The organism is Pantoea sp. B566 (genome assembly GCF_024793925.1).
GTDB lineage: Bacteria > Pseudomonadota > Gammaproteobacteria > Enterobacterales > Enterobacteriaceae > Pantoea > Pantoea ananatis.
Genome location: NZ_JANUQL010000003.1, coordinates 1,345,465 through 1,359,285, shown reverse-complemented (window position 1 = coordinate 1,359,285; position 13,821 = coordinate 1,345,465). Strand labels below are relative to the sequence as shown.

At 56.5% G+C, this 13,821-nt stretch carries 14 protein-coding genes; 13 read left to right on the top strand and 1 reads right to left on the bottom strand.

The window, feature by feature from the left end; genetic code table 11:
* The first annotated feature begins 225 nt into the window (after nucleotides 1-225).
* The 10 genes from ccmA to mlaA all read left to right on the top strand — a co-directional run bounded on the left by ccmA (nucleotide 226) and on the right by mlaA (nucleotide 8,074).
* A complete protein-coding gene (gene ccmA, locus NYE92_RS07895; protein WP_259018840.1) occupies nucleotides 226-843 on the top strand; it encodes a cytochrome c biogenesis heme-transporting ATPase CcmA in 618 nt (205 codons plus the stop codon).
* Nucleotides 843-1,502 (top strand): heme exporter protein CcmB, encoded by a 660-nt coding sequence (gene ccmB, locus NYE92_RS07890; RefSeq protein ID WP_259018839.1) that lies wholly within the window; start codon nucleotides 843-845, stop codon nucleotides 1,500-1,502. The genes ccmA and ccmB overlap by 1 nt, the downstream gene beginning before the upstream one ends.
* Before the next feature lie 54 nt (nucleotides 1,503-1,556).
* Nucleotides 1,557-2,297 carry a heme ABC transporter permease gene (locus tag NYE92_RS07885; RefSeq protein ID WP_014594213.1) on the top strand — a complete coding sequence of 247 codons (741 nt, stop codon included), beginning with the start codon at nucleotides 1,557-1,559 and terminating at the stop codon, nucleotides 2,295-2,297.
* Nucleotides 2,294-2,527: a heme exporter protein CcmD gene (gene ccmD / locus NYE92_RS07880; RefSeq protein ID WP_013026580.1), complete on the top strand. Its 234-nt coding sequence runs from the start codon at nucleotides 2,294-2,296 to the stop codon at nucleotides 2,525-2,527. The genes NYE92_RS07885 and ccmD overlap by 4 nt, the downstream gene beginning before the upstream one ends.
* Nucleotides 2,524-3,009, top strand: coding sequence for a cytochrome c maturation protein CcmE (ccmE, locus tag NYE92_RS07875; RefSeq protein ID WP_028715425.1), 486 nt, complete (start codon nucleotides 2,524-2,526; stop codon nucleotides 3,007-3,009). The genes ccmD and ccmE overlap by 4 nt, the downstream gene beginning before the upstream one ends.
* Entirely contained in the window at nucleotides 3,006-4,964 is a 1,959-nt protein-coding gene (locus NYE92_RS07870) for a heme lyase CcmF/NrfE family subunit (RefSeq protein ID WP_078828833.1), read from the top strand. The genes ccmE and NYE92_RS07870 overlap by 4 nt, the downstream gene beginning before the upstream one ends.
* A complete protein-coding gene (locus NYE92_RS07865; RefSeq protein ID WP_014605344.1) occupies nucleotides 4,961-5,515 on the top strand; it encodes a DsbE family thiol:disulfide interchange protein in 555 nt (184 codons plus the stop codon). The genes NYE92_RS07870 and NYE92_RS07865 overlap by 4 nt, the downstream gene beginning before the upstream one ends.
* The gene (locus NYE92_RS07860; protein ID WP_022623449.1) at nucleotides 5,512-5,967 is read left to right on the top strand and encodes a cytochrome c-type biogenesis protein; all 456 of its coding nucleotides are present in this window, start codon (nucleotides 5,512-5,514) and stop codon (nucleotides 5,965-5,967) included. Before NYE92_RS07865 ends, NYE92_RS07860 begins: the two co-directional genes overlap by 4 nt.
* Nucleotides 5,967-7,178 (top strand): c-type cytochrome biogenesis protein CcmI, encoded by a 1,212-nt coding sequence (gene ccmI, locus NYE92_RS07855; protein ID WP_259018835.1) that lies wholly within the window; start codon nucleotides 5,967-5,969, stop codon nucleotides 7,176-7,178. The genes NYE92_RS07860 and ccmI overlap by 1 nt, the downstream gene beginning before the upstream one ends.
* Nucleotides 7,179-7,309: 131 nt before the next feature.
* Nucleotides 7,310-8,074 (top strand): phospholipid-binding lipoprotein MlaA, encoded by a 765-nt coding sequence (gene mlaA, locus NYE92_RS07850; RefSeq protein WP_014605347.1) that lies wholly within the window; start codon nucleotides 7,310-7,312, stop codon nucleotides 8,072-8,074.
* 166 nt (nucleotides 8,075-8,240) lie between these two features.
* Here the strand turns inward: mlaA and fadL are convergent, their stop codons facing one another.
* Nucleotides 8,241-9,515, bottom strand: a complete 1,275-nt coding sequence (gene fadL, locus NYE92_RS07845; RefSeq protein WP_078828831.1) for a long-chain fatty acid transporter FadL — start codon at nucleotides 9,513-9,515, stop codon at nucleotides 8,241-8,243.
* Nucleotides 9,516-9,873: 358 nt separating this feature from the next.
* On the opposite strand from fadL, the gene NYE92_RS07840 reads away from it, so the two are divergent.
* From NYE92_RS07840 to fadJ, 3 genes are all read left to right on the top strand, one after another.
* Nucleotides 9,874-10,170, top strand: a complete 297-nt coding sequence (locus NYE92_RS07840) for a YfcZ/YiiS family protein (protein ID WP_014594205.1) — start codon at nucleotides 9,874-9,876, stop codon at nucleotides 10,168-10,170.
* A 162-nt stretch (nucleotides 10,171-10,332) separates the two neighbouring features.
* Complete coding sequence (fadI, locus tag NYE92_RS07835) at nucleotides 10,333-11,643, top strand: acetyl-CoA C-acyltransferase FadI (protein ID WP_014594204.1); 1,311 nt, start codon at nucleotides 10,333-10,335, stop codon at nucleotides 11,641-11,643.
* Nucleotides 11,643-13,763 (top strand): fatty acid oxidation complex subunit alpha FadJ, encoded by a 2,121-nt coding sequence (gene fadJ, locus NYE92_RS07830; RefSeq protein WP_259018833.1) that lies wholly within the window; start codon nucleotides 11,643-11,645, stop codon nucleotides 13,761-13,763. The genes fadI and fadJ overlap by 1 nt, the downstream gene beginning before the upstream one ends.
* The last annotated feature ends 58 nt before the right edge of the window (nucleotides 13,764-13,821 follow it).

Genomic DNA, 13,821 nt, shown 5'->3' with positions numbered 1-13,821 from the left:
TGCAAATGCGTTATAAGCGTAGTCGTTTTTTGGCTCGCGAAATTGTTTCTACAACAGCTAACAAAAGTTACAACATTTTGCTGTGGTGCGCTTTTTGTCCGCTTAACGTCGTGAAAAGCACGAATATCTAACCTCAGTGGGAAAGGGGGCCGCGCACGGTCTTCGGCACACTGCAACATTGTGCTATCATTTGCGCCTTATTTGGCTGGCGCGATTTACCCCTCCATGTTGGAAATCATGAATCTGCTTTGTGTGCGTGATGAACGTGCGCTCTTTGAGGCGCTCACGTTTCGCGTGTCGGCAGGTGATATCGTACAAATTGAAGGGCCAAACGGGGCCGGTAAAACGTCGCTGCTACGGATTCTGGCCGGGTTGAGCACGCCTGAACACGGCGAGGTGCGTTGGCAGTCGCAGCAAATTCATCAGCAACGCGATGTCTGGCATCAGGCCATGCTTTATCTTGGGCATCTGCCGGGGATCACCTCGGCGTTGTCGGCGCTGGAAAATCTACGCTTTTATCATCCGAACTGCCGCGATGAGCACATTTTTACTGCACTGGCCAGCGTCGGACTGGCGGGCTATGAAGACGTGCCAGCCGCACAGCTCTCTGCAGGGCAACAGCGGCGAATCGCGCTGGCCCGGCTGTGGCTGACCCAGGCAACCCTGTGGATTCTGGATGAACCCTTAACCGCTCTTGATCCTGTCGGCGTCGAGACCTTAATGGGGCGCTTTGCGGAACACGCGCAACAGGGCGGTTCTGTTATTGTGACGAGTCATCAGGCGCTGCCGGGGCTGAACGGCCAGATAAAAACCGTTCGCCTGCATGCCATGGAGTGGCAGTAATGTTGTGTCGTCTTATTCAACGTGAATTACGCATCGCCTGTCGTCGCGGTGCGGAGGTGGTTAATCCACTGTGGTTTTTCCTGATCGTGATTACGCTTTTCCCGTTGGGTATCGGTCCCGATCCTCAGCAACTGGCCCGGATCGCGCCTGGTATTGTCTGGGTTGCCGCGTTGCTCTCCTCGCTGCTGGCGCTGGAAAGGCTGTTTCGCGATGACTTCAATGACGGCACGCTGGAGCAACTTTTATTGTCTTCCACGCCGCTGCCGGTCGTGGTGCTGGGCAAAGTGATTGCCCACTGGCTGGTCACCGGCTTGCCGTTAATCCTGTTTTCGCCGCTGGCGGCTCTGTTGCTGTCCCTGGATATCCCGAGCTGGCGAGCGGTGGCACTGACGCTGCTGCTGGGAACACCGACGCTGAGTTTTCTTGGCGCAATTGGGGTGGGGCTGACTGTGGGATTACGTCGTGGTGGCGTGCTGCTCAGCCTGTTGGTCCTGCCGTTGGCGATTCCTGTCTTGATTTTTGCCAGTGCGGCCATTGATGCCGCAGGACAGGGCGTCGCCATTGGCGGGTATCTGGCGTTGCTGGGGGCGATGCTGGTCGCGAGTGCAACGCTGGCGCCTTTTGCCACCGCCGCGGCGTTGCGGATTACGCTGCACTAAATCAGCACGCCTCAGACGTGTTATTAGCGTTTATTTTAATGTGAGCAATTGAACATGTGGAAAGGATTACATCAGCTGGCTAAGCCCGAACGGCTCTATCAGTTGTGCGGTCGCCTGCTGCCGTGGTTTGCTCTGGCCAGTGCGGCGGTACTGCTGCTGGCCTGGGTATGGGGATTTGGCTATGCACCGGCAGACTACCAGCAGGGTGACAGCTTTCGCATTATGTATATCCACGTTCCGGCGGCCATGTGGTCGATGGGGATATACAGCGCGATGGCCGTTGCGGCGTTCACGGGGCTGGTCTGGCAGATGAAAATGGCCGATTTAGTGTCAGCGGCGATGGCGCCAATCGGTGCCGTGTTTACCTTTATCGCGCTGGTCACCGGTTCTGCCTGGGGCAAGCCGATGTGGGGAACCTGGTGGATATGGGATGCCAGACTGACGTCAGAACTGGTGCTGCTGTTTTTATATCTGGGCGTGATTGCGCTGTATCAGGCCTTCGACGATCGTCGCATGGCCGGGCGGGCCGCAGGCGTGCTCATTTTGGTCGGGGTGATCAATCTGCCCATCATTCATTTCTCTGTGCAGTGGTGGAATACCTTACATCAGGGATCGTCCGGGTTGCTGCAACAGGCGATCGCGCCGCCGATGCGCACGCCGCTGCGCTGGGCCATCCTGGGTGACCTGCTGTTGTTTATCACCTTAACGCTGATGCGCTTACGTAACCTGATCCTGCTTACGGAACGTAAACGTCCCTGGGCAATTGCCCTGGCGAAGACAAGGAGCAAAGTATGACGCCCGCTTTTGCCTCATGGCATGACTTCGTTGCCATGGGCGGCTACGCCTTTTATGTGTGGCTGGCGGTGGCAGGCACGCTGGTGCCGCTTTTCGCCCTGATCTTGCATAGTAGGTGGTCACACCGACGTTTGCTGGCGGACATTCGCCAGCGTGATGCACGGGAGCGCCGCCTGCGAGCGGCCAACGTTCAACGTACCGCCAACCCTACGGCAGGAGAAGAGAAGTGAATACCCGCCGTCGTAATCGCCTGTATGTCGTGGTGGCGATACTTACCGGACTTGGGCTGGCGACCGCACTGGTGATGTATGCGCTGCGGTCCAATATCGATCTGTTTTATACGCCGGGTGAAATCCTGGAGGGAAAAGGCGATGCGCATATCAAGCCTGAGCCCGGACAGCGCCTGCGCGTGGGCGGCGTCGTGATGCCTGGCAGCGTAACGCGGGATCCCCACACGCTGGCGGTTTCCTTCCAGCTTTATGATGGTCGCGGTGTGGTCAACGTGAGCTTTGTCGGCATTTTACCGGATCTGTTCCGCGAAGGTCAGGGCGTTGTCGCGCAGGGCGTACTTGAGCCCGGCAACCTGATCAAAGCCAACGAAGTGCTGGCAAAACATGATGAAAACTACACGCCTCCCGAAATCAGCACCGCGATGAAACCCGCACCCTCTGCGCAACAGGCCGCGAATAACCCGGCAGGACGTACACCATGATGCCAGAACTGGGCAGTTTCTTACTCTGTCTTGGATTAGCGTTGGCGCTGCTGCTCAGCGTCTATCCGCTGTGGGGCGCCTGGCGCCAGGATGCCCGCCTGATGGGCATGGCACGTCCGCTTGCCGTTGGCCTGTTTGCCTGCGTCGCGGGGGCTTTTATGCTGCTGGTCTGGGCGTTTATCGTTAACGATTTTACCGTGAGCTATGTCGTCAACAACTCAAACTCACTGCTGCCGGTTTACTACCGCATTGCGGCCACCTGGGGCGCGCATGAAGGCTCGTTACTGCTGTGGGTGCTGCTGCTGAGTGGCTGGACGCTGGCCGTGGCAATCTTCAGCCGCGGTATGCCGCAGGACGCGCTGGCCCGGGTGTTGTCAGTGATGGGGATGATCAATCTGGGCTTTTTGCTGTTTATCATCCTCACCTCCAATCCCTTCAACCGAACGCTGCCCGATTTTCCCGTAGACGGTCGCGATCTTAACCCAATGTTGCAGGATATCGGCCTGATCTTTCATCCGCCACTGCTGTATATGGGCTATGTCGGCTTCTCCGTGGCCTTTGCTTTTGCCATCGCCTCATTAATGGCGGGACGGCTGGATACCGCCTGGGCGCGCTGGTCGCGTCCCTGGACTACCGCCGCCTGGTTATTCCTGACCATTGGGATTGTGCTGGGTTCCGCCTGGGCGTATTACGAACTGGGCTGGGGCGGCTGGTGGTTCTGGGACCCGGTGGAAAACGCCTCCTTTATGCCGTGGCTGGCGGGCACCGCCTTAATGCACTCGCTGGCGGTTACGGAAAAACGCGGCACCTTCAAGGCCTGGACGGTGCTGCTGGCTATTACCGCGTTCTCCCTGAGCCTGCTCGGCACCTTCCTGGTCCGTTCCGGCGTGCTGGTCTCGGTACATGCTTTCGCCTCCGATCCGGCGCGCGGCATGTTTATTCTCGCATTTTTGGTCATCGTGATTGGCAGCTCGCTGCTGCTGTATGCCATTAAAGGCGGCCAGGTGCGCAGTCGGGTGCAAAACGAGCTCTGGTCGCGAGAATCTTTTCTGCTGGGGAATAACGTGCTGCTAATCGCGGCCATGCTGGTGGTCCTGCTCGGCACGCTGTTACCGCTGGTGCATAAACAGTTAGGGCTGGGCAGCATTTCCGTTGGCGAACCCTTCTTTAATACCATGTTCAGCTGGTTAATGGCTCCGCTGGCGTTAATGCTCGGTATTGGGCCGTTAGTGCGCTGGCGACGCGATGAACCACAAAAACTGGTTCGTCGTCTGCTGATAGCGCTGCTCGTGACGCTGCTGGCCTCTGTGCTGCTGCCCTGGTGGTTGCAGGATCGTGTTCAAGCCATGACGGTGGTGGGATTACTGATGGCGGTATGGATCATCCTGTTGACCCTGATGGAGCTGCATGAGCGTGCCACTCATCGTCATCGTTTTTTTACCGGATTACGTCACCTTTCGCGCAGTCACTGGGGCATGGTGCTTGGACATCTCGGCGTGGGCGTCACCGTTATTGGCATTGCGTTCAGTACCCAATACAGCGTTGAGCGCGACGTGCGCATGAAAGCGGGCGACAGCGTCGATATCCATCACTACCATTTTGTTTTTCGTGATGTTCAGAACTTACAAGGCCCTAATTACAGCGGCGGCGTGGCGGTCATTGACGTTTCCCGCAAGGGCAAGCCGGAAGCCGTGTTGTATGCGGAAAAACGCTTTTACTCTGCCGCGCGCACCATGATGACCGAGGCGGCGATCGACGGCGGCTTTACCCGCGATCTTTACGCCGCGCTGGGTGAAGAGCTCAGTGACGGTAGCTGGGCGGTGCGTATCTACTACAAACCCTTCGTCCGCTGGATCTGGTTTGGCGGCTTGTTTATGGCCGTCGGAGGGCTGTTCTGTTTGCTCGACCCGCGCTATCGCTCGCGCAAGAAAGCCGATCGTGAGGTGCGGACATGAAAAAAATTCTATTTGTTCCGCTGGGATTATTTTTACTGCTGGCTGCCGCGCTGCTGTGGCAGCTGTCACGTAATGCGGAAGGGGACGATCCTTCACGGCTGGAATCGGCCTTAATTGGTAAGCCCTTGCCCGTGTTCAGGCTGGAGGCGCTGGATAAGCCAGGCAAAACCTATGATCAGCAAACGTTGATCACCGGTAAACCACTGTTGCTGAACGTCTGGGCGACCTGGTGTCCGACCTGCCGCGCCGAGCATCGCTATCTTAATGAGCTGGCAGAGCAGGGCGTTCGGGTTGTAGGGTTGAACTACAAAGACGATCGCCAGAAGGCAGTAACCTGGCTGAACACGCTGGGTAATCCTTATGCGCTCAGCCTGTATGACGGTAACGGGATGTTGGGCCTCGATCTCGGCGTTTATGGCGCACCTGAAACCTTTTTGATTGATGGCAAAGGCATTATTCGCTATCGCCATGCTGGCGATCTGAACCCGCGCGTCTGGCAACAGGAAGTCAAACCCTTGTGGGATAAATACACGAAGGAGAGCGGCGCATGAGATCCCTGATGATGATGCTCTGTGGGCTGCTGTTTAGCGCCAGCCTGTGGGCCGCGATTGATACCTATGCGTTTGACTCCGTGGCGCAGGAGGAGCAGTACCGTGAAATCACGGCCTCGCTGCGCTGTCCCAAATGCCAGAACAACAGCATCGCCGATTCTAATGCGATGATTGCGTCAGATATGCGGTTGAAAGTTTATCAACTGATGAAGCAGGGGCAGAGCCGTCAGCAAATCATCGACTATATGGTGGCGCGTTATGGCAATTTCGTCAGTTACCAGCCGCCTGTCACGCCCTCAACACTGATCCTGTGGGCTGGCCCGGCGCTGTTTGTGATTGTGGGCGGTACCGTGATCGTGTGGCGTAGTCGTCAGCGTAAAACCCGAAGCGAGCTTGATGACCAGGAACAACAGCGTCTGGCGGCGATTCTGAAGTCGGACAGGAAACGATAATGGCTGTCTTTTTACTCACGATTTTTCTGCTGCTGCTGGCGGCCAGCGTACTGTTTTTAGCCGCAGGCTGGCGTCAACGTGAAACCCACACGGCAGCGCGCGACAACCTTAATACGCATTTTTATCGGCAGCGGCTGGCTGAGATGACCCTGGACGAAGAGCAGGGCGTGATTGCCGATCGCGCCGTGATGGAGCAGGAGTTACAGCAAACCCTGCTTAGCGATATTCCGCCCGCTTCGGATGCCCACTCGCACCGCAGCCGTCGCTGGGTGCTGTTACCCGGCCTGATCGTTTTAGTTATCGTGTCACTGGCAAGCTATCTTAAAACCGGTGGCTTAACGCAGTTAAGTGGCTGGCTCCAGGTGCAGGAAGCGTATCCGGCGCTGCGCGCCCAGCTCATGGATCCCCATGCCCGGCCACTTACCCAAGAGCAGCTCTCTCGCCTGCAGCTCGGTTTGCGCAGCCAGCTGCAAACCGAACCTGATAACCTCAGTGGCTGGGCGATGCTGGGCCGCCTCGGTATGGTACTCAACAATGCCACGGGCGCGCGTCAGGCTTTCGAGCATGCGTTGCAGCTGGCACCGAATAATTTTGCCCTGCAGCAGGATTATGCTGAGGTGCTGACGCGATCGGGCGATCCTCAGGATAACCGCCAGGCCGGGCTGCTGCTCAAGGATCTGCTTAAACAGCATCCGCAGGATATCCGCACCCTAAGCCTGCTGGCCTATAATGCGTTTGAACAACAGCAGTATTCGCAGGCGATAGACAGCTGGCAAACCCTGTTGCAGGTGTTACCGGCCGACGATCCTCGTCGTGAGGGCATTGCGCGCAGCATTGAGCAAGCCAAAACCGATGCAGGGCAGCAAAGCAGTCAACTAACGGTCGAGGTGACGCTTTCTCCCCAGGCAGAAAAAATGTTACCGCCGGGCGGAGTCATGTATATTTCGGTGACTGACGGCGTCTCGCCGGTGCCGGTGGCGGTGAAACGCGTCTCGCCCGGACACTTTCCCGTGTCGCTGACGCTGGATGACAGCAATGCCATGTTACAGGACCGACGTCTTTCAACGCAGAAACAGATTCAGGTTCGCGTCAGGATTGCACGAAATGGCCGCGCAAATCCTGAGCCGGGCGACTGGTTTGGCGTCAGCGCGATAGTCCCCTGGGATGGCCATCAGCACATTGACGTCGCGATTGATAAACAGCAGCCTTAACCGGCTGGCGTCTGGCAATGTCTGAATCTGCCAACCGCACGGGAGATATCAGCTATGCTTGCTGGACTGCGCTGATCTACCCGCTGAAACTCAGCAGGGTATAAATAACTTATATGCACAGGGAGAAAAAAATGGATCACCGCCTGACCAGCCTGGCTTTGACCAGTGTGCTTCTGGTTGGTTGTGCCAGTTCAAAGCCTGCTGACGATGCGCCTGCAGGGCGTAGCGATCCGCTTGAAGGTTTTAACCGCACAATGTTTAACTTCAACTATAACGTGCTGGACCCTTACGTGCTGCGCCCTGTGGCAGTGGCCTGGCGCGACTATGTTCCCGTGCCTGCGCGCGCAGGCCTCAGCAACTTCCTGGGCAACCTCAGCGAACCTGCCAGTATGGTAAATGCGATTCTGGTCGGCGAGCCGCGCAATGCAGGTATCCACTTTACACGTTTCTTCCTGAATACGGTGCTGGGGCTGGGCGGTTTCATTGATGTCGCCGGTAAAGCCAATCCGGAACTGGCGCGCCAGGGACCGCAGCGTTTTGGTACCACGCTCGGTCACTATGGCGTGGGCTATGGCCCTTATGTGCAGTTACCGGCCTATGGCAGCTTCACGATACGTCAGGACGGCGGTGATTACGTCGATACGCTTTATCCTGTGCTTGGCTGGTTGACCTGGCCCATGTCCATCGGTAAATGGACGCTGGAAGGCATCGAATCGCGCGCACAGTTGCTGGACTCGGATGCAATCCTGAAACAGCAACGCGATCCTTACGCCTTTATCCGTAGCGCCTACTTCCAGCGCTACGACTTCCTGGCGCGCGGCGGCAAGCTGAAGCCAGAAGAAAATCCGAATGCGGCGGCGATCCAGGACGATCTGAAAGACATTGATTCGCAGTAAATCTTGGCCCGCCAGAAGCCGCCTGTCGCAAGGGCGGCCTGATAAGCGGCCCGGGGTGATGACGTGAAGCTGTTACAGGGTTGTCACCAGACTGAATGACGTGTGACGTTCCCATGAGCAATAAAAAAGCGACACTCAGTGTCGCTTTTTTTATGCATTTCCCGCATCAGAACTTGTAGTTGAAGCTTGCGCCATACAGCCAGGCTTTACCACTAGAGTTAAAGGTATAGGAGCCTTCCTGCACGGTCACTTTCTGACCGTGCATGTAAGACACGCCGACGTCTACCGATGCATCGTCGTTAAACGCATAAGAGGCACCGGCGCTCAGCCACAAACGGTCCTGATCCGGGATAGAGATAGAACGCTTGTCAGCCGGAACCGGGCTGTCATCAAAGGCGATACCGCTGCGGAAGGTCCAGTTTTTGTCGTACTGGTAGGTGGTACCCAGTGCGATGCGGTAGGCATCGTGGAAACCTTCATCTTTATAGAACAGCGTCTGGCCGTTTGAGCCCGTTGCTTTCAGCTCCTGAAACTGACTCCAGCTGGTGTAGGCCAGGCTATAGTGCACGGCCCACTGTGGTGCCACTTTATGCCAGCCTGAAACTTCCCACATTTCCGGCAGGTTCAGGGTCAGTGACCCCGGAATGGTGTTACCGCTTGTGCCAAAAGGCGCACCGGGGATGTTAAAGGCATTGAGGGCAGTAGGCAGATTACTTTTGTAATCCCCATCGAAATCGATTTTCACTTCAGAGCGGTAGGTGAAGCCGAAACGGTTGTTTTCATCGACTTCATAAAGAATACCGGCGTTCCAGCCATAGCCCCATTCATCTCCCTTCAGACGAGCAATCTGGGTATCCGCAGGAATTCTGAGTGCCGAGAAGGATTCGCCAGCGTAGCGCTCAATTTTTGCTTTGGCATAAACCGCATCAAAGCCCACACCGAAGCTGAAGTGTTCATTAAGACGATAGGCCGTACTGAGGTTCAGGTTAGCGGTCATCAGATCGGTTTTTCCACCGAATCCGCCCGCGGTATAACCGTTGTTAAACTCTGTCGCCAGGCCGTAGTTAGACGTCGCTGACGCGCCTACCCACCACTTGTCATTGAGAGGCTGGACGTAATGCAGGTTAGGGATCCACTGATTCGGTGCGATGTTTTTCGCGTCCAGGCTGCGGCCCGTCGGGCTTTGGCCACTGATATCCACTTCAGGATCGATGTAAACCGCACCGATTGAAAATTCAGGGCGATCCATGAGTGCCATGGTTGCCGGGTTACGACTGGCTGAGGCCGCCGTATCACCCATTGCGCCTTCGCCAGAATAAGCGCGACCTAAACCAATGGAAGAAAATTCATTTAACTGAAATCCGGCTGCATATACGTTAGAGGAAATAAGCGCTACTGCAGCTGCCACGGCTGACTTTGCGAACAGGTTTTTATGGTTCATGACCACAACCTCATGTGAATTATTATTTAACGTTGTGACGTCGCGTAACAAGGAACGGCGGATTGTATGGACTGATGTCAAATGCACATATCAGACCAGTGCGGAGAGTATAGGTCCGACCTGTACACATGTTGCAATATTGTTTTTAAAATATTTCCAATTTGATAGGTGAAAATTCGATCTGCTTAACACTTCTCGGGAATAAATGGGCAGAGCGGCAGGAGCAAAACTGATCCACATCAAATTTTATTGTGATATTCGTCACTTAGCGCGGTGTGTGTAGCGGGTTGATAAGCCAGAGCGTAAAATTTTCAGCAGAAAACTCATCCACCTTATGATGTGATGTCAGGAGAAAATCATGACAAATGCTTTAAAAAAATGTAGCGCGACGGAAACGGCTGCCTGCTGTTGCGTTGATGTTGGTACGGTGATGGATAATTCAGACTGTACGGCCAGCTGGTCAGCATGGTGTAAAGATCGCGCCGATGCCGAAACGAAACTGGCGCAGCTGACGGAAAGGGCGCGTCAGGTCGAGTCAGAACCCTGCGTTATCGATTCCAGCATGGTAGAAGAGGCCGGTGGCGTGCAGCTTAATATCGACTTTACCTTTAGCTGTCAGGCCGAAACCCTGATTTTCCAACTGGGTTTACGTTAAACATTTCGGCGCCGCTGCTCCGCGGCGTTTTTCATTTTCGTGTTTCTTATCTCACTTTTCTCCTCCTGATGTTGGCGGCGCACCCGCTTGTGGTTAACACTGTGGATCAGGTCAGACCTCTTTCGGCAATGATGCCTCGGTCACGATGTACAGGTGGATACAATGAGCAAAGCGCAGTCACTGCTGACGCGTAATGGCGAGCGCATCGCCATAACCCACGGATTACGTACGCCTTTTCTTCGCCAGGCCACGGGTTTTCACGGCATCCCTGCGGTTGAACTGGGTCGCATGGTGATCAGCGAAATCATGGCCCGAAGTGAACTCCCGGTTGAGGTGATTGAGCAACTGGTCTTCGGTCAGGTGGTGCAAATGCCGGAAGCGCCAAACATTGCACGTGAGATCGTCTTAAGCAGTGGCCTGAGCGTCAATACCGATGCTTATAGCGTCAGCCGCGCCTGCGCCACCAGCTTTCAGGCGGTGGCAAACGTCACCGAAAGCTTACTGGCAGGTACGATTTCTGCCGGCATCGCAGGCGGGGCGGACTCCTCCTCTGTGCTGCCCATTGGGGTCAGTAAAACGCTGGCGCGCGCGCTGGTGGATATGAATAAAGCGCGTGGCTTTTCACAGAAGCTGCACATTCTCCGGCGGCTGCGCCCTAAAGATCTGTTACCGGTTCCGCCTGCCGTTGCGGAGTACTCCACGGGATTACGTATGGGGGATACCGCAGAGCAGATGGCCAAAACGCATGGCATCAGCCGGGAAGAGCAGGATGCATTGGCCCTGCGCTCGCATCAGCGCGCGGCCCAGGCCTGGCAGTCAGGCGTACTGAGTCAGGAGGTGATGGCCGCCTTTGTGCCGCCGTGGAAAGCGCCCATCGAGCAAGATAATAATGTGCGTATGGATGCAAAAGCCGCCGATTATGCCCGGCTGCGTCCGGCATTTGACCGTCAGCACGGTACCGTTACTGCGGCAAACAGTACGCCGCTTACCGATGGGGCTGCGGCGGTCATTTTAATGCGTGAAGGCCGGGCAAAAGAGCTTGGAATACAGCCGCTGGGCTATTTACGCAGCTATGCGTTTACCGCTATCGACGTCTGGCAGGACATGCTGTTAGGGCCGGCCTACGCCTCGCCGCTGGCGCTGGATCGTGCCGGGATAACCTTAAAGGATTTGACCCTGATTGATATGCACGAAGCCTTTGCCGCTCAGACATTAAGCAACCTGAAAATGTTCCGTGATGAACGTTTTGCCCGGGACGTGTTGAACCGCGCCCATGCGCTGGGCGAAGTTGACGAGGCACGTTTTAATGTCTCGGGCGGATCGATCGCCTTTGGGCATCCGTTTGCCGCAACCGGCGCACGCATGATTACCCAGACGTTAAATGAATTACGCCGCCGGGGCGGCGGGCTGGGTTTAGTCACAGCCTGCGCCGCCGGGGGTTTAGGGGCAGCAATGGTTCTGGAGGCCGAATAATGGAACAGAGCGCGTTCACATTACAGATGCGGGACGATCATGTAGGCGTGATCACCATTGATGTACCCAATGAAAAGATGAATACGCTTAAAGCGGCATTCGCGGCACAGATTGCGGCAATTATTGCGGAAGCACGCAAGCATCCGCAACTGCTGGGACTGGTGCTGATTTCAGGCAAACCTGACAACTTTGTTGCAGGGGCCGATATCAGCATGATCGATCGCTGCCAGAGCGCCCACGAGGCAGAAGCGCTGGCCAGACAAGGGCAGGACGTGATGGCGGCGATTGCGGCATTGCCATTTCCTGTGGTGGCGGCAATCCATGGTGCTTGTCTGGGCGGCGGGCTTGAGCTGGCGCTGGCCTGCAACGCGCGCATCTGTTCGCTGGACGATAAAACCCGTATTGGCCTGCCTGAAGTGCAGTTGGGGCTGCTGCCGGGGTCGGGCGGCACGCAGCGCCTGCCTCGCTTAATCGGCGTACAGAAAGCCTTACCGCTTATCCTTACCGGTAAGAACCTGCGGGCCAGGCAGGCGAAAAAGCTGGGCATTGTTGATGATGCCGTGCCGCAGGCCATCCTGCTTGACGCCGCCGTTGGACTGGTGAAGAAAGGGAAATACCGCAGAGCGCCGCTGCCCCTGCGCGATCGTCTGCTGCAGGGCCCGATGGCTCGTCAGGCGCTGTTCGCACTGGCCAGACGCGAAACCGATCGTAAAACCCAGGGTAACTACCCAGCGGCACGACGCATTATCGAGGTGGTTCGCATCGGCCTGGAGCAGAGCAGCCAGGCCGGTTACGCCGCGGAAGCGCGGGCGTTTGGCGAACTGGCGATGACGCCAGAGTCGGCCGCGCTGCGCAGCCTGTTTTTTGCTTCCACCGCCATCAAGAAAGAGAACGGCACCCAAGCTGAACCACGACCACTCCAACGGGTCGGTGTGCTGGGCGGCGGGCTGATGGGCGGCGGGATCGCCAGCGTCAGCGCCGTTAATGCGGGGCTACCGGTGCGCATCAAGGATATCAGTCTTAAAGGCATCAACCATGCCCTGCAAACCAGTTGGGATCTGCTGAGTAAAAAAGTGAAACGCCGGCAAATCAGTCCGGCACAGCGTCAGCAGCAGATGGCGCGCATCAGCGGCAGCACCGACTATCAGGGATTCACCCAGCGCGATATCGTGATTGAGGCGGTCTTTGAGGACCTGGATCTGAAAAGACAGATGGTGGCGGACGTCGAGGCGAACTGTCAGCCTCAGACGATCTTTGCTTCCAATACCTCATCGATTCCCATTGCAGAGATTGCGGCGACGGCACGGCGTCCGGAGAACATCATCGGCCTGCACTATTTTAGCCCGGTGGAAAAAATGCCGCTGGTCGAGGTGATCCCGCATGCCACGACCTCGCCTGAAACGCTTGCCAGTACGGTAATGCTGGCACGGAAACAGGGTAAAACGCCGATAGTGGTGGCCGATAAACCTGGTTTTTACGTCAACCGTATCCTCACACCTTACATCAACGAGGCCATGCGCTGCGTGGTGGAGGGGGAACCGATCGATCACATTGATCGGGCGCTGGTGAAGGCGGGATTCCCTGTGGGGCCGGTTCAGCTACTGGATGAAGTTGGCATTGATGTCGGCAGTAAGATTTCACCGGGCCTGCAGCAGGCTTATGGCGAGCGGTTTGCCGCGCCTTCCGCGCTGGATGCCGTGATCAAAGACGGTCGCAAAGGACGCAAAAACGGTAGGGGATTCTACCTGTACGGATCGTCGCGTCTGTCGCGTAAGAAGGTCGATCCGGCGGTGTACGGCTTAGTGAAGACCCGGCCGGTGGCAAAGCAAAGCGGCGCGCAGATTGCCGAACGGTGCATGATGATGATGTTAAACGAAGCGGTGCGTTGCCTGGATGAGCAGGTTATCCGCTCGCCGCGGGACGGCGATATCGGTGCGGTGTTTGGCATTGGTTTTCCCCCCTTTTTGGGCGGGCCGTTCCATTACATCGACAGGCTGGGCGCGGCAGAAATCGTCAACAGATTAACGCGGCTTCAGCAACAGTACGGGGACCGTTTTGCGCCCTGTGACGCGTTGCTGCGCGCAGCGGAGCAGCAGACAAAGTTTTACACTTCTTCATAAATTCGAATACCCACTCCGATTCAGGGGGTTAGAAACGCGCCGCACAAGCGTGAGGCGC

Coding starts and splice junctions, on each gene's coding strand:
- ccmA (WP_259018840.1), top strand. CDS start 226: ATGTTGGAAATCATGAATCTGCTTTGTGTGCGTGATGAACGTGCGCTC.
- ccmB (WP_259018839.1), top strand. CDS start 843: ATGTTGTGTCGTCTTATTCAACGTGAATTACGCATCGCCTGTCGTCGC.
- NYE92_RS07885 (WP_014594213.1), top strand. CDS start 1,557: ATGTGGAAAGGATTACATCAGCTGGCTAAGCCCGAACGGCTCTATCAG.
- ccmD (WP_013026580.1), top strand. CDS start 2,294: ATGACGCCCGCTTTTGCCTCATGGCATGACTTCGTTGCCATGGGCGGC.
- NYE92_RS07870 (WP_078828833.1), top strand. CDS start 3,006: ATGATGCCAGAACTGGGCAGTTTCTTACTCTGTCTTGGATTAGCGTTG.
- NYE92_RS07865 (WP_014605344.1), top strand. CDS start 4,961: ATGAAAAAAATTCTATTTGTTCCGCTGGGATTATTTTTACTGCTGGCT.
- NYE92_RS07860 (WP_022623449.1), top strand. CDS start 5,512: ATGAGATCCCTGATGATGATGCTCTGTGGGCTGCTGTTTAGCGCCAGC.
- ccmI (WP_259018835.1), top strand. CDS start 5,967: ATGGCTGTCTTTTTACTCACGATTTTTCTGCTGCTGCTGGCGGCCAGC.
- mlaA (WP_014605347.1), top strand. CDS start 7,310: ATGGATCACCGCCTGACCAGCCTGGCTTTGACCAGTGTGCTTCTGGTT.
- fadL (WP_078828831.1), bottom strand. CDS start 9,515: ATGAACCATAAAAACCTGTTCGCAAAGTCAGCCGTGGCAGCTGCAGTA.
- NYE92_RS07840 (WP_014594205.1), top strand. CDS start 9,874: ATGACAAATGCTTTAAAAAAATGTAGCGCGACGGAAACGGCTGCCTGC.
- fadI (WP_014594204.1), top strand. CDS start 10,333: ATGAGCAAAGCGCAGTCACTGCTGACGCGTAATGGCGAGCGCATCGCC.
- fadJ (WP_259018833.1), top strand. CDS start 11,643: ATGGAACAGAGCGCGTTCACATTACAGATGCGGGACGATCATGTAGGC.